The sequence below is a fragment of the Achromobacter ruhlandii genome (genome assembly GCF_002082135.1).
Classification (GTDB): Bacteria; Pseudomonadota; Gammaproteobacteria; order Burkholderiales; family Burkholderiaceae_B; genus Achromobacter; species Achromobacter ruhlandii.
Map to the genome: position 1 here is coordinate 6005948 of NZ_CP017433.1, position 19758 is coordinate 6025705.

19 protein-coding genes are annotated in these 19758 nt (G+C 69.1%); 9 read left to right on the forward strand and 10 right to left on the reverse strand.

The genetic code is table 11. From position 1 onward, the window contains the following. Positions 1–15: 15 nt before the first annotated feature. Together AruCF_RS27245 and AruCF_RS27250 are read left to right on the forward strand one after the other, a co-directional pair. Positions 16–753, forward strand: coding sequence for a sulfite exporter TauE/SafE family protein (locus AruCF_RS27245; RefSeq protein WP_049070756.1), 738 nt, complete (start codon positions 16–18; stop codon positions 751–753). A gap of 77 nt (positions 754–830) precedes the next feature. Next, complete coding sequence (locus AruCF_RS27250; protein WP_049070754.1) at positions 831–1547, forward strand: GntR family transcriptional regulator; 717 nt, start codon at positions 831–833, stop codon at positions 1545–1547. Positions 1548–1569: 22 nt separating this feature from the next. On the opposite strand, the gene AruCF_RS27255 is transcribed toward AruCF_RS27250, so the two are convergent. The 4 genes from AruCF_RS27255 to AruCF_RS27270 all read right to left on the reverse strand — a co-directional run bounded on the left by AruCF_RS27255 (position 1570) and on the right by AruCF_RS27270 (position 3466). Next, positions 1570–1911 carry a 2Fe-2S iron-sulfur cluster-binding protein gene (locus AruCF_RS27255; protein ID WP_049070752.1) on the reverse strand — a complete coding sequence of 114 codons (342 nt, stop codon included), beginning with the start codon at positions 1909–1911 and terminating at the stop codon, positions 1570–1572. Between the two features lie 7 nt (positions 1912–1918). After that, a complete protein-coding gene (locus AruCF_RS27260) occupies positions 1919–2257 on the reverse strand; it encodes a ferredoxin (protein ID WP_080977303.1) in 339 nt (112 codons plus the stop codon). A gap of 69 nt (positions 2258–2326) precedes the next feature. Further along, positions 2327–2665 (reverse strand): 2Fe-2S iron-sulfur cluster-binding protein, encoded by a 339-nt coding sequence (locus AruCF_RS27265; protein ID WP_049070750.1) that lies wholly within the window; start codon positions 2663–2665, stop codon positions 2327–2329. 69 nt (positions 2666–2734) lie between these two features. Beyond that, positions 2735–3466 carry an iron-containing redox enzyme family protein gene (locus AruCF_RS27270; protein ID WP_006387284.1) on the reverse strand — a complete coding sequence of 244 codons (732 nt, stop codon included), beginning with the start codon at positions 3464–3466 and terminating at the stop codon, positions 2735–2737. A 222-nt stretch (positions 3467–3688) separates the two neighbouring features. On the opposite strand from AruCF_RS27270, the gene AruCF_RS27275 reads away from it, so the two are divergent. Further along, the gene (locus AruCF_RS27275; RefSeq protein WP_049070749.1) at positions 3689–3898 is read left to right on the forward strand and encodes a hypothetical protein; all 210 of its coding nucleotides are present in this window, start codon (positions 3689–3691) and stop codon (positions 3896–3898) included. 236 nt (positions 3899–4134) lie between these two features. On the opposite strand, the gene AruCF_RS27280 is transcribed toward AruCF_RS27275, so the two are convergent. Continuing rightward, entirely contained in the window at positions 4135–4566 is a 432-nt protein-coding gene (locus tag AruCF_RS27280) for a DUF2809 domain-containing protein (RefSeq protein WP_049070747.1), read from the reverse strand. Between the two features lie 142 nt (positions 4567–4708). Between AruCF_RS27280 and sorA the strand changes: the two genes are divergently transcribed. From sorA to AruCF_RS27300, 4 genes are all read left to right on the forward strand, one after another. Continuing rightward, positions 4709–5944: a SorA family sulfite dehydrogenase catalytic subunit gene (gene sorA / locus AruCF_RS27285; protein ID WP_049070745.1), complete on the forward strand. Its 1236-nt coding sequence runs from the start codon at positions 4709–4711 to the stop codon at positions 5942–5944. Between the two features lie 10 nt (positions 5945–5954). Further along, positions 5955–6281 (forward strand): SorB family sulfite dehydrogenase c-type cytochrome subunit, encoded by a 327-nt coding sequence (sorB, locus tag AruCF_RS27290; RefSeq protein WP_049070744.1) that lies wholly within the window; start codon positions 5955–5957, stop codon positions 6279–6281. Positions 6282–6408: 127 nt separating this feature from the next. Further along, positions 6409–8112, forward strand: a complete 1704-nt coding sequence (locus AruCF_RS27295; protein WP_049077384.1) for an MFS transporter — start codon at positions 6409–6411, stop codon at positions 8110–8112. A 16-nt stretch (positions 8113–8128) separates the two neighbouring features. Next, positions 8129–10189 carry a site-specific recombinase gene (locus AruCF_RS27300; protein ID WP_049070743.1) on the forward strand — a complete coding sequence of 687 codons (2061 nt, stop codon included), beginning with the start codon at positions 8129–8131 and terminating at the stop codon, positions 10187–10189. Here the strand turns inward: AruCF_RS27300 and AruCF_RS27305 are convergent. Genes AruCF_RS27305 through AruCF_RS27320 form a run of 4 tightly spaced genes read right to left on the reverse strand, consistent with a single transcriptional unit; the run spans position 10179 to position 14807 of the window. Further along, entirely contained in the window at positions 10179–11174 is a 996-nt protein-coding gene (locus AruCF_RS27305; RefSeq protein WP_049070741.1) for a Csu type fimbrial protein, read from the reverse strand. The genes AruCF_RS27300 and AruCF_RS27305 overlap by 11 nt on opposite strands. Then, on the reverse strand, positions 11171–13516 hold the full coding sequence (locus AruCF_RS27310) for a fimbria/pilus outer membrane usher protein (RefSeq protein WP_080977302.1): 2346 nt from the start codon (positions 13514–13516) through the stop codon (positions 11171–11173). Before AruCF_RS27310 ends, AruCF_RS27305 begins: the two co-directional genes overlap by 4 nt. Before the next feature lie 50 nt (positions 13517–13566). Further along, complete coding sequence (locus AruCF_RS27315; protein WP_200904294.1) at positions 13567–14292, reverse strand: fimbrial biogenesis chaperone; 726 nt, start codon at positions 14290–14292, stop codon at positions 13567–13569. After that, complete coding sequence (locus tag AruCF_RS27320) at positions 14292–14807, reverse strand: Csu type fimbrial protein (protein WP_053085986.1); 516 nt, start codon at positions 14805–14807, stop codon at positions 14292–14294. Before AruCF_RS27320 ends, AruCF_RS27315 begins: the two co-directional genes overlap by 1 nt. Before the next feature lie 484 nt (positions 14808–15291). On the opposite strand from AruCF_RS27320, the gene AruCF_RS27325 reads away from it, so the two are divergent. Continuing rightward, positions 15292–16701 carry an MFS transporter gene (locus tag AruCF_RS27325; RefSeq protein ID WP_049070737.1) on the forward strand — a complete coding sequence of 470 codons (1410 nt, stop codon included), beginning with the start codon at positions 15292–15294 and terminating at the stop codon, positions 16699–16701. A gap of 144 nt (positions 16702–16845) precedes the next feature. Continuing rightward, on the forward strand, positions 16846–18465 hold the full coding sequence (locus AruCF_RS27330) for a methyl-accepting chemotaxis protein (protein ID WP_049070736.1): 1620 nt from the start codon (positions 16846–16848) through the stop codon (positions 18463–18465). Between the two features lie 49 nt (positions 18466–18514). On the opposite strand, the gene hutI is transcribed toward AruCF_RS27330, so the two are convergent. Further along, on the reverse strand, positions 18515–19732 hold the full coding sequence (hutI, locus tag AruCF_RS27335) for an imidazolonepropionase (RefSeq protein ID WP_049070734.1): 1218 nt from the start codon (positions 19730–19732) through the stop codon (positions 18515–18517). Between the last annotated feature and the right edge of the window lie 26 nt (positions 19733–19758).

Consider the following 19758-nt stretch of genomic DNA (forward strand, 5'->3'; position numbering starts at 1 on the left):
AAAGACGAATTCGGCATGACGGCTTCCCTACCCGATCTCTGGCATTACGCCGCCATGGCCGCGGTGGTGTTCGGCGCCGCGCTGGCGCAGGGCGTGGGCGGCATCGGCTTCGCCATGTTCGCAGCCCCGGTGGCGGCGCTGTGCTTCCCCCAGCTCGCCCCCGGCCCATTACTGACGCTGGGCGGTTTCATCTCGCTGCTGACGGCGCTGCGCGAGCGCGCCGCGATCGACTGGCACGCGGTCGCCTACGCCCTGGGCGGACGCGCCGCCGGCACCCTGATCGCCATCTACGCCATGGCGCGCTTCGCGCCGCAGACGCTGGGCCTGCTGTTCGCGGCCATGATCCTCGCCGCGGTCGCCCTCAGCGCGGCCGGCCTGCGCTTTGTCGCCACGCCGGGGCGGGTTTCCGGCGCGGGGGTGGCCTCCGGCATCATGGGCACAATGACCTCGGTCGGCGCCCCGCCCATCGCCCTGGTGCTGCAACACGCCGACCCGCCACGGCTGCGCGCCACGCTGGGCATGGTGCTGTTCCTGGGTTCGATCTTCTCGCTGGCGATGCTGGCCTGGGCGCGGCGCTACACCGGCTACCACGCCGGCCTGGCGCTCAGCCTGGCGCCGTTCCTGCTGGCCGGCTTCGCCGTTTCCGGACGCCTGCGCCACCGCCTGCCGCCGCGCGCGGTGCGCGGCGTGCTGCTGGGGGCCTGCGCCGTGGGCGCGCTGGGCGTGATCGCCAAGGCCCTGTGGGCCGGTTGAAACCGCTTGCCCCCGTCGCCGGCGCGCCGCCCGGTAATACAATGAAGACTGTATCCATTCCACCAGACCTGCTCGCCATGACCACCACGCCCGTCAGCTCGCAAGCCGTAGACACGCAGCAATCTGCCCCGCTGAAGATCGGCGAGCAGCATCCGCAGTTGTTCGCGGTCATCCGCGACAAGCTGCGCGAGCGCATCCTCAGCGGCGAATTCACCCCCGGCGACCGCCTGGTCGAAGGGCGGCTATCGGAGGAAATGGGCGTGTCGCGCATCCCGGTGCGCGAAGCGCTGCGGGCGCTGGCGGCCGAAGGGCTGGTCACCATCGAGCCGCGCCGCGGCGCCTCGGTGTCGGTGCTGTCGGACGCGGTGGCCTACGACATGGTGGAAGTGCGCGCCACGCTGGAGGGCCTGAACGCCAAGCTGGCGGCGCAGCGGCGCGACGACAAGACGGTCGAACGCCTGCAGGCGTTCCTGCGCGAAGGCACCGAAGCCGCGCGCAGCGAGCAGCTGGACAAGTTCCTGGCGCTGAATTCCCAATTCCACGAGATGCTGGCCACCATAGGCGGCAACGTGGTGCTGACCGACCTGATGCGCTCGCTGCGCGATCGCACCGCGCTGCTGTTCGCGCCCAGCAACATGCACCGCGCCAAGCAGAACTGGGACGAGCACTCGCAGATCCTGAATGCCGTCATCGCCGGCAACGGCGACCTGGCCGCGCTGTTGGCCAGCCAGCACGTGCACAACGCCGCCAAGGCCTACACCGACACGCGCCAGGCGCATTCCTCGGCCGCCTGAGCGCGGCCGCCCGGCCGCGCGATCAGGACGCCGCCGGCGCCGGCTGGCTGGCGCCGTCCACCACCACGCCCTTGCCGTCTCGCACCACCCAAGACACCGCCACGTCGCCCAGCACGAAGGTCTGGCAGGCCATGCGGTAGCCGGCCTCGAAATCCTCGGGCCGCAGATGCTTGCGTTCCTTGGGCTTGATGGCGTCGGTGTGCTCCAGCCCCTGTTCGATACGGCACTTGCAGGTGCCGCACAGGCCGCCGCCGCACTTGAACGGAATGCCGCCCTGTTCCTTCAGCGACACCCGCAGCAGGTTGCTGTTCTCGGGCGCGCTGGCGACTTTGCCGCCATTCGATAGAAACGTGATCTTGACCATATGCTGCTCAATGCTCCGCGACGGGGCCGGGACGCCGCGTCAAGGTGGTTTGCATGCTGCCGAAACGGCTCAGGTGCGCCAGCTCGCGGCGCGCGGCCTCGAGCGAGACGAACGATTCCAGGAACTTGGACGGCACGCGGTTGACGATGTAGGGCGGGGTTTCCTCGGTGACGAGCAATCGCGCCGGCCCCAGCAGGCGGGCGATGCTGAACACGGCGCGCGTCCTGCCGTCGCAGGCGTAGTCGTAGGTTTCGACGATCTCGGCCTGCGCGTCCACCTCGGTGCGGTACACACCGGGCTTGGAGGTCAGGATCACGAACACGGCGTCATTCGCGTCGCGGGTCATGCGCGGTTCCTTTGCATCGGGGTTTGGGGGCCGGGACGCGGTGACGTCCCGTGACACGCGGCGCGGGCGCTAGGGCTGCCCGACCGCTGCCGCGGGCTCGCGCGCTGGCGCCACCTCGGCGTCCTGCGCCAGCTCGATGTCGTGGCCCAGCCATAGCTGGCAGGCCAGCCGGTAGCCGGACTCGATGCGCTCGCCCAGCTGTTTCTTTTCCTTCCAGTTCACCGGCGGCAGGTGCTCGGCCCCTGCCAGCACGCGGCAGGCGCACTTGGCGCACTTGCCCATGCCGCACTCGTAGCGCAGGTGCGGGAACGGAAACTGCCGGATGCCGGCGCGCACCACCAGATTGGCGTTGTCCGGCACCTCGCCGGTGTAGGTCTGGCCGCCTTTGTGGAATGTGACGGTAGGCATGTATCGGTCATCCGATGGGCCGCCGCGGCCGCCCGCGCGACGTGCGCGCGACGCCGCCGGCGGCGGGTGTCAGGCCGCCAGGCCCAGCTCCGGCAGCGCGATTTCCTGCTGCACGTAGTCGGTGTAGAGCGCGGTGGTATACAGCAGCCGCATCTGCGCGCCGATCTCGCAGATCTTCAGGCAGCGCTGCTGCAGCTCGACCGTGTTGGCATGCTCCAGCACGATCTGGTAACCGCGTTCGCCATGGATTTCGTCGGACACGATGTGCAGGTCGAAGAATTCGACCTCTTCGTCCGTGAAGCCGTACTTCTCGCGCAGCGTCGGGGTCTGCTTGCGGTAGATCGACGGCACCTGCGATTCCAGGCCCACCACCAGGCCGGCCACGGCCACGATGGGGTCTTCGCGCATGGCCACGGCGTAGCACCAGCTTTGCAGCGCCCGGGTGGTGGGCGACATGTTGTCGGGGTTGGTGACCCGCTCGCGGGTGGTGCCGCAGGCCTCGGCAAAACGGATCAGCAGGTCGGTATGGCGGTCGCCGCCGATTTCCTCTTCGTACATGTTGGCCAGCAGGAAGTCCTTGGCCTCGGTATAGGTGTCGGGCGTGCGGGCGTACAGATAGCCCAGGTAGTCGGCGAACGGGCCGACGTAGTGGTAGTGGTTCTCGGCCCAGCGCGACAGGTGCTCACGGCTGAGCTTGCCTTCGGCCCAGGCAATGGAAAAGGGCGAGGCGTTGGCGCTCTTGCCCTTGATCGCGTTTTCCAACGCGGTGCGGAATTCATCTCGGTTCATCAGTTCTGCCATGACGCGCTCCAGGTCTATGGGGGAGGGGCCGGCCGAAAACCTCGACCGATGCAGAACATTGTATACCGTCTACTATTTTGTTCGACTAGGGTATTCCCGTTGCCGCGCACACCAAGGGGGACGGTCCCCATCATTTCAATGACTTGGCGCAACCTGCCCGGGTTGGACCTCAGGGTTTACCCTGGTACAATGAATACACTTTCAATGCAATCCGGAAATACCATGAAGACCCGCCACCCCCTGGGAGACGCCCCGATCGGCCAGCAGCTGCTGGCGCATTACGCCGCCCGCGATGCCGTTCGCCATGCCACGCCCCTGTTCCCGTCGTCCTGGGCCGAATGCCTGGCCCCCTTCCGCAACGCACGGTTGCGCCCGCAGACGAAAGCCGCCCCGCAGCGCGGCGAGAGCGCAGCGGTCGGCCAGGCCGGCTAAGCCCGCCCGGCGTCGCATCCGGGCGCTCCCCCTGCCACGCCCGCCTGGGCGCGCCGCCGGCCTCGGGACCGCTCGCAGTGGTTGCCCGGAGGCCGCGCGATGTCAGACGTCCCTGCCCTGGCCCGTGCCTGGCGGCGTGGCCGCGGCCTGCCCGCTTGTTGAAGGTTGCCGCAAGCCAGGCGCCACACAATCCGGCCCCGCCCCCGACCCGGCACGCCCCCGGCCATATTCCTCGCTCAAGGCTTGGCCGCGCCCCCGGCGGCCCGAGCGCCGCTGCCGCGCGCGCGGTCCGGACCGCGCATCCGGCGCGCGCCGGCCAGCAGCAGCACCAGCAGGAACCCCAGCGTGTAGGCCAGCATGTCCCACCAGTCTGGCACGCTGCCCAGGATCACGCGCAGCACCGGCTGCTCCAGGCGCCAGCCGTAGTGGCGCGCCAGGTACTGGCCCAGCTCGACCGCGTAGCCGGTCAACAACGCCGCCAGCGCCAGCGGCAGCACGCCGGCGCGGATGAAGCTGCGATACACCAGATAGGCCCAGCCCACCGCCACCACGTCGCCCACGAAGCCGCGCAGCAGCGGATAGGGCTTGCCCAGGGTGGCGATCAGCGCTTCCACGGCGGTCACGGCCAGCAGCGCGGCGAAGGCCGATCGGTTGAAAGTCAGTTTCATGAAGGGGTCGTGCGCACCAGGCGCGGAAAACACGGTTATTGGAACGGCCGATGCAACTGTTAACGCATTTGTCAGGCCGGCGGGCGTAGCCTGATTCGACCGCGCCGCAGGCGAGGGTACTAGAAAACAAGAGGAGACAAGCATGAGCGCATTCGATCCGGATGGGCGCCGACGCTTCCTGCGCCAGGCCTGTACGCTGGGCGCGACCGGCACGCTGGCCGGCCATGCCCTGACCAGCCTGGCCGCCCCGGCCACCGTCACCCTGCCTTTCGCCAATGGCGAGCGCGACCTGGTCGCCTATCCGCAGAAACGTCCCCTGATCCGCCAGACCTCGCGGCCGCCGCAACTGGAAACCCCGTTCGCGGTCTTCAACGAAGACCTGATCACGCCCAACGACGCCTTCTTCGTGCGTTATCACCTGGGCAACATCCCCACCGCCATCGACCCCGCCGCCTACCGGTTGCGCGTGGGCGGACGGGTGGGCAAGCCGCTGGAATTGTCGCTGACCGACCTGAAACAGCAATTCGGCGCGCCGGTCGAACTGGTGGCGGTGACCCAGTGTTCCGGCAACAGCCGCGGCTTCTTCGAACCGCGCGTGGGCGGCGGCCAGCTGGGCAACGGCGCCATGGGCAACGCCCGCTGGCTCGGCATTCCGCTCAAGCGCGTGCTGGAAAAGGCCGGCATCCAGGCCGGCGCGCGCCAGGTGACGTTCGAGGGCCTGGACCGGCCGGTGCTGCAAGGCACGCCCGAATTCGTCAAGGCGCTGGACGCGGCCCACGCGCTCGACGGCGAGGTCATGCTGGCGTACGCCATGAACGGCGCCGACCTGCCCATGCTCAACGGCTACCCGGTGCGCCTGGTGGTGCCGGGCTATTACGGCACCTATTGGGTCAAGCACCTGGCCGACATCAAGGTGCTGGACAAGGAATTCGATGGCTTCTGGATGCAGAAGGCCTACCGCATCCCCGACAACGACTGCGCCTGTACGCCGGCGGGCAAGGCGCCGGAAAAGACGCGTCCTATCGGCCGCTACAACGTGCGCAGCTTCATCACCAGCCTGGCCGACGGCGCCCGCGTCGCCAAGGGCGCGCGGGTGCGGGTGCGCGGCATCGCCTTCGACGGCGGCCGCGGCATCCGCGACGTGCAGTTCTCGGCCGACGGCGGCAAGACCTGGCGCGCCGCCACGCTGGGCCGCGACCTGGGCCGCTATTCGTTCCGTGAATGGCACGCCGAATTCACCCCGGCGCAGGCCGGCGCGTATCAGCTGCAGGCGCGCGCCACCAACATGGCCGGCGATACCCAGCCCCTGGAACCGCTGTGGAACCCGGCTGGCTACATGCGCAACGTGGTCGAAACCGTGCGCGTCGACGCCGCCTGAGGAGACCGCCATGATCCGACTCGCCCGCCTCGCCCTGGCCCTGGCCGCCGCTGGCGCCTGCGTCCCCGCGCTGGCCCTGGACATCCAGTTGCCACCGGAAACCGCCACCCTGCGCCCCGGCGCCGGTCCAGGCGCCCAGGGCGCCACGCTGTGCCTGATGTGCCACTCGGTCGACTACATTTCGTCGCAGCCGCCCATGCCGCCGGGCTTCTGGGACGCCGAGGTCAAGAAGATGATCGGCACCTACGGCGCGCCGATCCCGGCCGAGCAGGTGCCGCTGATCGTCGAGTACCTGAACCAGGCCTATCCGCCGCCCGCGCCGCGCGCCAAGCCCTGATCCCAGCCGCGCGCCCCATCGGGCGCGCGGCGTCGCCGCATCGCCTCGCCTTCATCCGGACGCCGCGCAATAGGCGTACCATTGGACGGCCCCCGCCCGTCCTGTCCGGGTGATCACAGAGGCCTCCATGCTCCAGCCCGTCTCGGCCAACAACGATCTTCCCCCCACCTCGCCGGGCACCCCCGCCGCGCCGCCCCAGCCCGTGCTGCGGGTCAGCACGCTATCGCCCTTCGCCTTCCCCGCGTTCCGCATCATCTGGATCGCCAACCTGTTCGCCAATCTCGGCACCTGGGCGCAGTCGGTGGCGGCGGCCTGGGTCATCACCACCGAGCAGAGCAGCCCGCTGATGGTCGCCATGATCCAGGTGGCCGCGGCCTTTCCGCTGGTGGCGCTGTCGATCCTGACCGGCGTGCTGGCGGACAACTACGACCGCCGCAAGGTCATGCTGGTCGGCATGCTGCTGGAGCTGGCCGGCGGCATCTTCATCACGATCCTGGCCTATATCGGCCTGCTGCATCCCATCACGCTGATCATTTCGGTGTTCTGCATCGCCATCGGCAGCGCCATCGTCACGCCCGCCTGGCAGGCCGCGGTGGGCGAACAGGTGCCGCGCGAGCATATCGGCAGCGCGGTGCTGCTCAACAGCGTCAACTACAACGTGGCGCGCGCGGTCGGGCCGGCCATCGGCGGCCTGCTGCTGGGCGCCGCCGGCGCGCCCACCGTGTTCCTGCTGAACTGCGTCTGCTACGGCAGCCTGATCTGGGCCATCTGGCGCTGGCGCCGCGACGTGCCGGCGCGGCGGCTGCCGCCGGAACGGCTGTTCGAAGGCGTGGTGGCGGCCCTGCGCTATACCCAGCATTCCACGGTGACGCGGGTGGTGATGCTGCGCGCCTTCGCCTTCGGCCTGTCGGCCAGCGCGCTATGGGCGCTGCTGCCGCTGCTGGCCTACGCCCATGAACAGGGCGACGCGCTGCTGTATGGCTACATGCTGGGCGCGCTGGGCGTGGGCGCCATCCTGGGCAGTGCGGTGGTGCGGCGGCTGCAGGCGGCCTGGGGCGCCAGCGGCCTGGTGAGCGTGGCGGCGGGGCTGCTGGCTGCCTGCCTGCTGGGTCTGGGGCTGACCAGCACGCTGTGGCTGGCGTTTCCGGCCCTGCTGTTGTCCGGCGCCTGCTGGATCGGCGTGCTGGCCACCTACAACACCACGGTGCAGATGCTGGTGCCCGACTGGGTCAAGGCGCGTTCGCTGGCGCTGTACCAGACGGCGATCTTCGGCGGCCTGGCGGCCGGCTCGTTCATGTGGGGCCACTTCGCGGGCACCATGGGCGTATCCGGGGCGTTGTCGGCCGCCGGCGTGATGCTGGCCATCACCGTCGCGCTGCTGTACCGCTCGCGCCTGCCAGAACAGGTCAACACGCAATCGCTGGCGCGCGCCGACACCACCGAACCGGCGTTGTCGGCGGCCGGCTTCAACACCCAGCACGGCGCGGTGCTGGTGGCGGTGGAATACCTGATCCCCAGGGAAAAACTGTCCGCCCTGATCGACGCGGCGCGGCCGCTGCGCCTGCTGCGGCTGCGCAATGGCGCGCAGCAATGGCAGCTGTTCCGCGACCTGGAACGCGAGGGCGTTTGGCGCGAGGTGTTTCTGGTGGAAAGCTGGATGCAGTACCTGCGCATGATCGACCGCATGACCCTGGCCGACAAAATGGTGCTGGACGGGCTGCTGGCGCTGCATGACGGCGACAAGCCGCCGGTGGTGTCGCGCAATGTCAGCTACCTGGCCATGAACGAGGCGCAGGGTTTCTCGCTGCGCCGCGAACCCGAATCGCTCTGACCCGCGAGGTGCGATCATGCTGACTTCCCTCTGGCGTAAATGGCGCGCGTCGCGGCATGGCGGGCCGCAGCTCGATACGATCCTGGCCGGCGCCGATCCGCAGGCGCCGCTGGCGCAGCGCAACCTGTGGATGGTCGACCTGTGCCGCTGGATCGACCGCCCCGGGCGCGACCCCGCCGAAGACGGCCGCCATCCGCAACATGCGCGGCTGCGCTACGTGCTGCAGGTGCTGGAAAACAATCCGGCGCTGGCGGCGCCGGTGGCCGCCACCCTGCGCTCGCTGGTCCGCGACAACGATCCCACGTCGCTGCTATGCGATACGGGCGTGGCATCGCACCCCGGCTTCTGGGGCGAGTTCTGGGAGCGGGCCCAGGCGCGGCTGCTGCCGCCGCCGCCGAACCGCAGCGACATGTTCGGGCTGTTTTCGCTGATTTTCCGCAACGACCACGACGCCAGCTGGATCGAGGCCCTGGACGACGACACCCGCGCCCGCATGCGGCGCCTGCTGCGCCACGGCGACAGCATTGAGCGCGCCGACCCGGACGCCCCGGAACCGCCGCCGCGGCATCTGGTGGAGGCGCTCACCAGCAGCATCCAGGTGTTGGCCAGCCAGGTGCGCGCCACCGGCCTGAGCCAGGACATCCGCTCGCGCCTGCCGGGCCGGGTGCGCGAAAGCCCGTTCTTCGCCCTGGCGGCGGCCGCCGCCGAGCTCTGCGACAGCCCGCCCGACACGCCGCGCGAGATCTTCGCGCGCCGCCTGAACGTGTTCCGCGCGCTGCTCGACAGTTGCCGCGCCGCCTCGCAGCACGTCTACGCCGAACTGGAACAGAACGGCGTGTCGGTCGAAGTGGTGTTCCAGATCGAGCGCATGAAGCTGCGGCTGGCGCGCATCGAACTGCTGCTGGGCGTGTGGGTGGACCCGACCCAGCGCCACAAGTACGTGCACCTGATTGCCGAGCTGATCCGCTCGACCCAGGCGCGCAGCAGCATCCGTCACCTGGCGGCTTCGTCGTTCGCGCAGCTGGCGCGGCGCGTGATGGAACGCACCGCCGAGACCGGCGAACACTACATCGCGCGCGATCCGGCCGAGTATCTCTCGATGCTCAAGGCCTCGGCCGGCGGCGGACTGGTGATGGTGCTGACCGTCTACCTGAAATTCTTCATCGTCTCGCTGCATCTGGACAAGTTCATCGAAGGGCTGCTGGCCTCGCTGAACTACGCCGGCGGTTTCCTGGCGATCCACTTCGCCCACTTCACCCTGGCCACCAAGCAGCCGGCGATGACCGGCCCGGCCCTGGCGCACCGGCTGGACGAGGCTAATACCCCTGAGGGCCGCGAAGCCTTCCTGGACGACACGCTGTCCATGATCCGCTCGAACGCGGCGGCTATCCTGGGCAACCTGGCGGTGGTGTTCCCCCTGGCCTGGGTGGTGCAATGGGTGGCGCAGCACTGGCTGCAGCGGCCCCTGATCGACGCGCAGAAGGCGCAGGCGACGCTGGATTCGTTTTCCGCCTGGGGGCCGACGCCGATCTACGCCGCCGCCACCGGCGTGCTGCTGTGGCTGTCGAGCCTGATCGCGGGCTGGGCCGACAACTGGTTCGCGTTGCACCGCGTGCACGACGTCATGGCCTACGACCGGCGCCTGCGCCACCTGGTGGGCGCGCGCGGCGCGGCGCGCTGGGCCGGCTTCTGGCAGCGCAATATCTCCGGCATCGCCGGCAACGTCTCGCTGGGCCTGATGCTGGGCCTGGGACCGGCCATCGTCAGTTTCTTCGGCCCGCCCGTCGAGGTCCGCCACGTCACCCTGAGCGCCGGCCAGATCGGCTCGGCCATCGGCGCGCTGGGCTGGGAGGTGGTGCATACGCATGCGTTCTGGATGGCCGTGGCGGGCACCGCGCTGACCGGCATCCTCAACGTGGGCGTGAGCTTCGCGCTGGCCTTCAACGTGGCGCTGCGATCGCGCAACCTGCGCCGCGGCGACCGCAAGGCGCTGGCGCTGGGCGTGCGCCGCCGCATCTGGCAGCGGCCGGCCACGCTGTTCTGGCCGGTCAAGCCGCGCGCGGACCTCAAAACGTGATCGTGACCAGGACGGTGTCGCTGTAGTTGCCGGGGCGAGGCGTGGCCTGCGCGGGCACCCGGCCATAGACCGTGAACGCCTGGTTGGCGCCAGTGCCCGTGCCATTGAACGTCGTGCCGCCGGTCACCCCGTCGCCCCAGACGGTCGCGTAGTTGGCATCCTGGTACAGCTGGTAGCCGACCGTGTCGGCGGCGGTCGCGTGCTTCATCTTGCGCGCCATCACGTTGTTGGCCACCGTGCCGCCGTTGATCGCCACCGCGAAGGCATTGTTGTTGGTGCAACGCACGGTGATCTGTCCGCTACCGGTCACCGCCTGGTTCAGCAGACCCTGCGGTGGAAACGTCAGATTGCTGGCGGTATTGACGCTGCAGTTCTTCTGCACCGTGGCCTGCACGGTCAGCGGCACGAACAAGGTCTGACTGGGCGCCGCGATGGGGCAGTTCACCAGCAGGGTCGACAGCAACCCCCAGGCGATGTCGACACGGACAGTGGTGCTGTAGGTCTCGCTGTACAGGGTGTTGGCATTGCCGATGGTCGAAACGGTGGTCTGCCCGCCCGGCAGCTTCGCGTAGTAGGAGAACGAGGTCGACGCCGGACCGGTCGTCAATACCGGACCGGCCAGCAGGACGGAGGTCGGGGCGGAGGTGGTCGCGTTGCTCCAGACCTGGCTATGGCCGCTGTCGGTGTACAGGTTGTAATTCATGCGATAGCTGCCCGCGCCCAGCGCGCGCGCGGCCGTCGAGGGACTGGTGGTGCCCACGCCGGCCGAAAAGCACAGCCGCGCGCCGAACGCCAGCGCCGTGAAATTGCAGGTCACCGCCACGCTGTTGCTGTCGGCGAAGGTATCGGCGGAGAGCAGCGGATTGACGGCGCCGAAGTTGACCGTGCCGGTGGTCGCGGCGCCCAGCGAACACGAGGTGGCCCGGGCATCCGCGGCTGCGCCCGCGCCCAGCAGCAGCGACAGGATCAACAGGATCGACTTCATTGGCCCGGTTCCTTGAACGGCTGGCAGATGAATGGCCCGAGCGTGGGCAGCGGCCGCGCCGGGTCGTGCCGGTACGGGAAATCCACCGCGCACGACACCCCGCCGCCCTGGACGCGCAGGTGGTTGTCGGCCTGCAGGTCCTCCACGAAAGCGATGCCGTCGTAGCCCACCACCGACTGCTTGCCGCTTTCGACGTGCGCCACGCGCGCGCCCACGGGCAGGACGGCGCCGTCCGGCAGGTGCAGGATGACCGACGCCGCCGCATAGCGCTGCAGCTCGAACTTGACCAGCACGCCGGAGCCCGCCTGCGGCACCACCACGGCCTTGGTCGTCTCCAGCTTCATGTCCACCGGCAGCTCATCCGGATCGATCGACAGGCGGTTGGCCTGGTAGGAATTCAGGTCCGGCACCAACAGATGGCCGGCGCTGTTGGTCCGGCCCAGCTTGCGGTTCTCGTGCAGCACCGCCACATCCGGCGTGCCGTCGGTGCTGACCAGCGCGAAGCCGTCGTTGATGCGGCGCGATGGCGTCAAGGCGCCGTCCATCAACACCAGCGCGCCGACCGCCTGCACCGCGGCCTGGCTGCGTCCGCCGTAGTCCTGGCCGAGCGCGGTCAGCTGGCCATAGCGGCCCAGGAACTGCACCTTGCCCTGGTTGTACTGCATGGCGCCGCTGCGCCCGTTCTCGACGCCCCAGCCCCAGCCGCCGCCGTAGTCCACATTGCGCTGCGCGCCGACGCTGTAGATGCCCTGCTCACCCTGCCGGCCGACCGAGGCATTGACCTGGGTGTTGTCGCCCAGCAGAATGGAAAAGCCCAGATAGACACCGTGCGAATTGGTCTGCGCGAAATCGTTGTACGCGCTGACGTTCATGGACACGCGGCTGTGCAGGTTGGCGGTGTACGAGGCCGACCCGATACGGGCGGCCGGCACCTGCGGCATGCGAAAGCCGATGTAGCTCAGCGCGACGCTCTGCGACGGGGTCAGCGGCAGCGAGAAGGTGACCCGGTCCGTCTGCCGCGGCACCGGCACATCCTCGCGCGAACCCAGGTCGCCGTAGTCCCCCAGGGCGCGCACCGTCTGCAATTCCACGCTGAAGGCCGGCTCCACGTATTGGTAGCCCAGACTGACCTGGCCGCCGTTGTCGTGGCCAGCGCTGCCGGACAGCGCGCCGTTGATCACGCCGGCCTGCCCCAGCCTGACGACCGCGCCGGCGCCGACGTTGTAGACGCCGGCGCTCATCTCCGTATGCCCTTCCAGCGTCAGCGCGTCGTCCAGGCCGTAGCGCCCCGACGCGGTGAGGGCCGGGCGCTTGTCGTAGTCGAACGAGCGCACGCTGAACTGGCGCCGCGCCACGCCCGCTTCGATGGAGTAACTGGACAGGCCGGCCGCCAGCATGCGTGTATCAATGTAGAGCGGCACCGAGGTGCTGACGCTGCGCCCCAACGCATCGCGCGTGACGAGCGTGGCCTGGCCCGAGCCGGTGATGCCCGGAATCTGGTTGACCACGAACGGGCCGGCGGGCACGTTGCCCGAATACTGCTGCACGCCGTTGACGTACAGCGACACGGAGGAGGGCACCACCGACGAGGCGCTCAGCGACGACACGGGAAACGTCACCAGGTCGGGGCGCAGCGCGAAGTTGCGCCCCCACTGGATGCCGGCCACGCGCACCGAGCGCGACCAGTTCAGCGACGAGGTGATGGTGTCGCCGATCCGCAGGGTGCGCAGGCTGTCCTGGTCGGAATGGGTCCAGTAGGTGTCATAGCGGATGTAGCGGTCGGCGCGCCCCCCCAGGTAGGCGGTGCCGGTGTTGTTCAAGGTGCCATGCGGATCGAAATAGCGCTGCTCCGTGTACATCGACACCTTGCTGTAGGCATCGGTCTGCGCATAGGCCTCGTAGTTCAGGATCAGCCCGCGGCCCGAGGTCGCGCGCGGTGTCCGCGGCAAGCCGCGGGTGTCCACCTCGAACGGCCGGCGCAGCGCGTCCGGCACCACCAGGTTCACCGTCTGCATGGCGGCGTTGTAGGTATAGCGCAGGCCGGCGATGTCATCGAGCGGGACCTGGCTGTCGCGCGGCGCGCCCAGCTTGCCCACATCCACGCCGACCGAACCCAGCGCGCCGGGACTGGCGGACAGCCGGCCCTGCGCGTCGCGAAAGCGCAGCAGTTGCGTGGTGTTGACGCCGTTGATACTCACCTCCAAATAGACATCGCGCTCGGCGATATTGCCGAACGACACCAGTTGGATGGGCAAATCCGCCGCCGCCGCCGTCGCGCCGGACAGTGTGAGCGCGAGGCGGCAGGCGCAGCGCCCGCAAGCACGGATCGCGCGTACTGCCATGGGCTGCCTTCTCTTACCCCGCGCGCGCAGGCGGCGCGGGACGCAATCAGTCAGTCGACTCGCGGCGTGATGGTGACGGGACTGCCGTTCACCAGGGCCCGGATCCTGATCTGGCCGGCCGCGTCGTGTTTGGCGGGAAAGCGCCACTGCCGCTCGCGGCGGGCCAGGGCGTATCCCAGCAGGCCGTCCACTTTCGCCAGCGGCGCGTCGGCGCCGGACAGCAATTGCATCGACGCCACCTGCGCATAGCGGGTCCCGCTGTTGTCCAGCCGCAGGACCCATTCCCTGCCCTGCCGCGACAGGTGCCAGGCCAAGGCCGGCGCGGGCTCCGGCGTGGCGCCGGCCACGAACACCGGCACGGAATAGCGCATGCGCAGCACCACGCCATTGACCAGCGGCGTGGAGGGATCGGGGATCTCGTCGATCACCAGCCGGTAGCTTTGCTCGACCGGCGCCAGGTCCTTGCCGAGCCGCACCAGCCGCACCAGCTGTTCGCCATTGGGCGGCACCTGGATGATCGGCGGACTGGCCTGGATCTCCTGAGTGGGCGTCAGGACATCGTCGCCCTGCGCCTGATCCCAGGCATAGACGCGCACCTGGCCGTAGATCGGCGTCGTGCCCGGGTTGCGCAACAGGATGCCGGTGGCGCCCTGTTGCGGCGCCAGGTCCACCAGCACGGGGGAAATCTGCAGGGTGGCGGCCTGGACGGACTGGGCCGCCAGGCTGATCGCCACCGTCAATATCGCGCCGGCCAGCCTGCGGAGCGCGCGGGCCACTAGAAGTACACCGTGGCGGTGACGGTGGACGAATAGGTATCGGGCGCGGGCGTGGCCTGCGAGGGCACGGTGCCATTCACCGTCAACGCCTGCGCCGAACCGTTGCCGGTGCCGCCGACCCGATCCGCGGTGCCCGTGTCGCCCCAGACCACGGTCTGGTTGGGCGCGGGCTGGTACAGCTGATAAGACACGACGGACGTCGTGTTACCCGTGGTGGTGCCCTGCATATAGCGAGTGGCGAAGGTGGAGCCGGTGCCGGTGCCGGCGCTCAGGCCCACGGTATACGGCGTGGTGTTGGTGCAGGTGACATTGACCGTGGTGGTATTGGTCAGCGCCGTGCTGAGAACCCCATGACTGCCGAAATTCAGATTATTCGCGCCGATGGTGCAGTTCGCGGTAATGGTCAGCGTCACGGTCATGTTGGCCGTGGTCTGGGCCTGCGCGGCCCCCGGCCACGCCCCGGCCAGCGCCAGTGTCAAAGTCAGAGTCGTCGCGCACAAGGACAAGCGTTTCATGAATCACTCCCACGAAATACTGCTGCACTGTCAGACCTGCGTGAAGAATCATGGTAAGGCCAATAAACCGGCGCGGCACAATCTGTTTAAACCAAACCCCCTGGCACTTACCACTTCTCACCAATCGGATTAAAAAACAAGGGCAATAAACTGAATTTCCCCTATGAAAACACGATTAAGGCGAGGTTGGATAATTTGTTGTAATTCAGCACACTAGAGAATTTCAATTAGTAACAGACATTCAAATGCTCGAGAGCTTTCCGGCAAGGATATTATGCTTCGATGATTATCCCGACGCAGGGGAAAGTGACCGCCCGGTCGCATTATCCGCGGACGATCTGATAATCAGGCGCCGCGGCCGCCGACACGCGCCGGCTGCACGGCCGCGCCTGACGAAGCGTTGAATCGGCATGTCGCACTAGAATCAACGCTCACCCCCCCAGCCGGCGGCCTCCCGCGCCCCGGCGCCTTGCCGCGGCATCCCATGTTCTCCTTCTCACGCAACACCATCCACCCCGCGGGCCAGGGCCTGCCTGCGTCCGAACGCCTGGGCGCGTTGCTGGCCGTGATGCTGGCCGTCTGCATGGCCAGCCTGGACACCGCCATCGCCAACACCGCGCTGCCCACCATCGCGCGCGACCTGCGGGCTAGCGACGCCGGCTCCATCTGGGTCATCAGCGGCTACCAGCTGGCGATGGTCGCGGGCCTGCTGCCGGCCGCGGCGCTGGGCGAAATCCTCGGGCATCGCCGCGTCTACATGGTCGGCATCGTGGTGTTCACGCTGTCCTCGCTGGCCTGTGGGCTGGCGCCGTCGCTGCCGGTGCTGGTCGCGGCCCGCATCCTGCAGGGGCTGGGCGCGGCCGGCGTCATGAGCGTGAACGCGGCCTTGCTGCGCTTCATCTATCCCGCGCCGGTGCTGGGGCGCGGCATGGGCCTGAACGCGATGGTGGTGGGCCTGTCGTTCGCCGCCGGGCCGACCGCGGCATCCGCCATCCTGCTGCTGGGGTCATGGCACTGGCTGTTCCTGATCAACGTGCCGATCGGCCTGCTGGCCGTGGGGCTGGGCCTGCGCGGGCTGCCGCAGACCACGCGCGCGCCGCACGGCTTCGACGGCCTGGCGGCGGCGCTGTGCGCGCTGACACTGGGGCTGTTCGTACTGGGCTCGAACGAACTGGCGCACAGCGCGCCGTGGCAGCGCGTCACGCTGGAATGGGGCCTGGCGGCCGCCAGCCTGTGGCTGCTGATGCGGCGCCAGGCCGGCCACCCGGCGCCGATCCTGGCGGTCGACCTGCTGCGCCGCCCGCTGTTCGCCCTGTCCGCCGCCACCGCGGTCTGCGCCTTCGCGGCGCAGGCGCTGGCATTCGTGTCGCTGCCGTTCCTGTTCCAGACGGGGCTTGGCTACACCCAGGTGCATACCGGTTTTCTCATCACGCCCTGGCCGGTGGTGGTGGCGTTCATGGCGCCCATCGCCGGGCGCCTGTCGGACCACTATCCGGCGGGCATGCTGGGCGGCGTGGGGCTGGCGCTGCTGGCCCTGGGCATGGCCTCGCTGGCCCTGCTGCCGGCGGCGCCATCGGCCTGGGATATCTCGTGGCGCATGGCGCTGTGCGGCGCCGGCTTCGGCTTTTTCCAGTCGCCCAACCTGCGCGCCATCATGACCTCGGCGCCGCCTTCGCGCGCGGGCGGCGCCAGCGGCATGATCGGCACCGTGCGGCTGCTGGGCCAGGCCAGCGGCGCGGCCCTGGTGGCGGCCTGCTTCAACGTGTCCAGCAGCCACGGCGCCGTGATGGCGCTGTGGCTGGGCGGGCTGTGCGCCGCGCTGGCCAGCCTGGCCAGTTTCGCGCGGCTGCGCTTCGGCGCGGTCGAGCCAGCCGAATTGCCCGCCGCCCGCTGAATTTTCGGCATTTATTGCGCTTTGTGGCGTTATAAATCATGGACCGCCAGACATATACGTAAGATGTGCAACACCGGCTAAATATCGATCGGGCGGGGCCGTTGTCCGGGGTGTAGCAGTCTCCTACACCCCAGAACGACGCGTATGACACAGTTCCTGAAAGACATCACCATCCGCCGCATGATCCTGAGCACCCTGCTCATCATCAGCGTCCTGCTGGCAGGCCAGTCGGCCATCAGCGTAAATGGGCTGCGCGGCGCGGGCGAGGCGCTCGCCGACAGCTATGAACTCCTGAACGAAGTTTCATCACTTTCCCGCGTGAACGACCAGGTCATGCGGGCGCGGCTGCGCCTGGCCCGCCAGCTGGAATACGCGCGCGACGGCCTGCCCGGCCCCGCCGCCGAGGAAAACCGCGGCATCGACGCGGCACTGGACCTGGCGCGCAAGCACCAGGCCACATTCCTGGCAACGGCGCGTGACGACACCCCCGCCGACATCCTGGAGCCGCTGCAGCGTGGATTCGACAGCCTTGTCGAAGGCATAGCCATGCAACGCAAATTCCTTGCGGCGGATGACATCGAGAAGGCGCGCGCCCACGCCGCCGGTCCGATCATTGCGGCCAGCCGGGCCTTTGGCGAGAGCATGGAAAAGTATGAAGCCTATGCCCGCGAGCGCGAGGACACGTTGATCATCAGCGCGGTCGCCGCGCGCCAGCGCGCCTACCTCGGCATCGGCATCCTGCTGGGGATCACCCTGCTGCTGCTGTTCCTGGGCGACCGCTACGTGGTGCGCTTCGTGCGGCAGCCGCTCAACGATATCAAGCAGCACTTCCAGCACATCGCCGCCGGCGACCTGACCGCGCCCATCGCCCCCTTCGGCGGCAACTGCGTCGGCCAGCTCATTCCCTATCTGCAGGAGATGCAGTCCAGCCTGGTGCGCACCGTGCACGCGGTGCGCGACGGCGTGGCCGAAATCAACACCGGTTCCAGCGAAATCGCGGCCGGCAACCAGGACCTGTCCAGCCGCACCGAACAGCAGGCTGCGTCGCTCGAGGAAACCGCGGCGAGCATGGAGCAACTGTTGTCCACCGTCACCAGCAATGCCGACAACGCGCGCCAGGCCAATGCCATGGCCGCCGAAGCGTCGGACGTCGCCCGTCGCGGCGGCGCGGCGGTGCAGAGCGCGGTGGCCACGATGCGCGAGATCGCGCAGGACTCCGGGCGCATCGAGGACATCGTCGGCGTGATCGACGGCATCGCTTTCCAGACCAACATCCTGGCCCTGAACGCCGCCGTGGAAGCCGCGCGCGCCGGTGAGCAAGGCAAGGGCTTCGCGGTGGTGGCGGGCGAAGTGCGCTCGCTGGCGCAGCGCAGCGCCAGCGCCGCCAAGGAGATCAAGCAACTGCTGGGCGCCTCGGGCGCGACGGTGCAGGCCGGCGCGGCGCAGGTGGAGACGGCCGGCCGCACCATGGCGGAAATCCAGGCAGCCATCGAACGGCTCACCATGCTGGTCGGAGACATCGCCACCGCCTCGCACGAACAGGTCACGGGCATCGACCAGGTCAACACCGCGGTGACCCAGATGGACCAGGTCACGCAGCAGAACGCGGCGCTGGTCGAACAGGCCGCAGCCGCCGCGGCGTCGCTGGAAGCACAGGCCCAGCGGCTGCAGCATTCGGTCAGCATCTTCCGGCTGCCGGCCAGCGTGCTCGACCACGAACAGCGGACCCTGCCGGTGCGCGAGCGGCTGGCGCTGTCGGCCTGAAACGCCGTTGCGGCCGTGCCGGCGTCGCCGGCGCGGCCGTGCGCCCGCTTCAGGCCAGCGTGGTCGCGCAGACCTGCTGGCCATGGCGGATGACCCGCTTGGGCAGCTCGCCGCCGATCCAGTACGCCAGCTCGGCCGGGTGCGAGATCTCCCACGCCACGAAATCCGCGACCATGCCGGCAGCCAGCACGCCATGGCTGGCCTGCAGGCCGAGCGCGCGCGCCGCATGAACGGTGGCGCCGGCCAGCGCCTCCTCGGGCGTGAGCCGGAACAGCGTGCACGCCATGCTCAGCATCAGCCGCAGCGACAGGGCCGGCGACGTGCCCGGATTCAGGTCGCTGGAGATCGCGATGGGCACCCCATGGCGGCGCAGCAGGTCGACGGGCGGCACTTGCGTTTCGCGCAGGGCATAGAACGCGCCCGGCAGCAGCACCGCCACCGTGCCGGCCGCGGCCATGGCGCGCACATCCGCTTCGGTCAGGTATTCCAGGTGATCGGCGGACAGCGCGCCATGACGCGCGGCCAGGCTGGCGCCGTGCAGCGACGACAGCTGCTCGGCGTGCAGCTTGACCGGCAGGCCCAGCTGGGCCGCGGCCTGGAACACCCGTTCCACCTGCGCGGGCGAGAACGCCAGGTGCTCGCAGAACGCGTCCACCGCATCCACCAGGCCCTCGGCCGCCAGCACCGGCAGCATGCGGCGCGCGACCTCGTCGATGTAGTCATCGGCGCGGCCGGCGAATTCCGGCGGCAGCGCGTGCGCCGCCAGGCAAGTGGCGCGCACGGTCAGCGGCAGCGTCTGTCCCAGCTGGCGCGCCACCCGCAGCATCTTGCGCTCGTTGGGCAGGTCCAGGCCATAGCCGGACTTGATCTCCAGCGTGGTGACACCGTCGCGCAGCAGCTGCAGCGCGCGCAATCGGGCGCTGGCATACAGCGCCTGCTCGGTGGCCTCGCGGGTGGCGCGCACCGTGCTGGCGATGCCGCCGCCCTGGGCCGCGATCGCCGCGTAGTCCACCCCCTGCAGGCGCTGCTCGAACTCCTGGCTGCGATTGCCGCCGAACACCAGATGGGTATGGCAGTCGATCAGCCCCGGCGTCACCCAGGCGCCGCCCAGGTCATGCTCGGGCGCATCGATGCCACCGGGCAGCGCCTGTTCCGGACCGATCCATTCGATACGCTCGCCGCGCGTCACCAGCGCGGCCCGCTCGATCACCGCATACCGCCCGCCGGCCATCGTCGCCGCCTGGCAATTGCGCCATACCTGTTTCATCGCAAGACTCCTGTCCTCCGCCATGC

Coding starts and splice junctions, on each gene's coding strand:
- AruCF_RS27245 (WP_049070756.1), top strand. CDS start 16: ATGACGGCTTCCCTACCCGATCTCTGGCATTACGCCGCCATGGCCGCG.
- AruCF_RS27250 (WP_049070754.1), top strand. CDS start 831: ATGACCACCACGCCCGTCAGCTCGCAAGCCGTAGACACGCAGCAATCT.
- AruCF_RS27255 (WP_049070752.1), bottom strand. CDS start 1,911: ATGGTCAAGATCACGTTTCTATCGAATGGCGGCAAAGTCGCCAGCGCG.
- AruCF_RS27260 (WP_080977303.1), bottom strand. CDS start 2,257: ATGACCCGCGACGCGAATGACGCCGTGTTCGTGATCCTGACCTCCAAG.
- AruCF_RS27265 (WP_049070750.1), bottom strand. CDS start 2,665: ATGCCTACCGTCACATTCCACAAAGGCGGCCAGACCTACACCGGCGAG.
- AruCF_RS27270 (WP_006387284.1), bottom strand. CDS start 3,466: ATGGCAGAACTGATGAACCGAGATGAATTCCGCACCGCGTTGGAAAAC.
- AruCF_RS27275 (WP_049070749.1), top strand. CDS start 3,689: ATGAAGACCCGCCACCCCCTGGGAGACGCCCCGATCGGCCAGCAGCTG.
- AruCF_RS27280 (WP_049070747.1), bottom strand. CDS start 4,566: ATGAAACTGACTTTCAACCGATCGGCCTTCGCCGCGCTGCTGGCCGTG.
- sorA (WP_049070745.1), top strand. CDS start 4,709: ATGAGCGCATTCGATCCGGATGGGCGCCGACGCTTCCTGCGCCAGGCC.
- sorB (WP_049070744.1), top strand. CDS start 5,955: ATGATCCGACTCGCCCGCCTCGCCCTGGCCCTGGCCGCCGCTGGCGCC.
- AruCF_RS27295 (WP_049077384.1), top strand. CDS start 6,409: ATGCTCCAGCCCGTCTCGGCCAACAACGATCTTCCCCCCACCTCGCCG.
- AruCF_RS27300 (WP_049070743.1), top strand. CDS start 8,129: ATGCTGACTTCCCTCTGGCGTAAATGGCGCGCGTCGCGGCATGGCGGG.
- AruCF_RS27305 (WP_049070741.1), bottom strand. CDS start 11,174: ATGAAGTCGATCCTGTTGATCCTGTCGCTGCTGCTGGGCGCGGGCGCA.
- AruCF_RS27310 (WP_080977302.1), bottom strand. CDS start 13,516: ATGGCAGTACGCGCGATCCGTGCTTGCGGGCGCTGCGCCTGCCGCCTC.
- AruCF_RS27320 (WP_053085986.1), bottom strand. CDS start 14,807: ATGAAACGCTTGTCCTTGTGCGCGACGACTCTGACTTTGACACTGGCG.
- AruCF_RS27325 (WP_049070737.1), top strand. CDS start 15,292: ATGTTCTCCTTCTCACGCAACACCATCCACCCCGCGGGCCAGGGCCTG.
- AruCF_RS27330 (WP_049070736.1), top strand. CDS start 16,846: ATGACACAGTTCCTGAAAGACATCACCATCCGCCGCATGATCCTGAGC.
- hutI (WP_049070734.1), bottom strand. CDS start 19,732: ATGAAACAGGTATGGCGCAATTGCCAGGCGGCGACGATGGCCGGCGGG.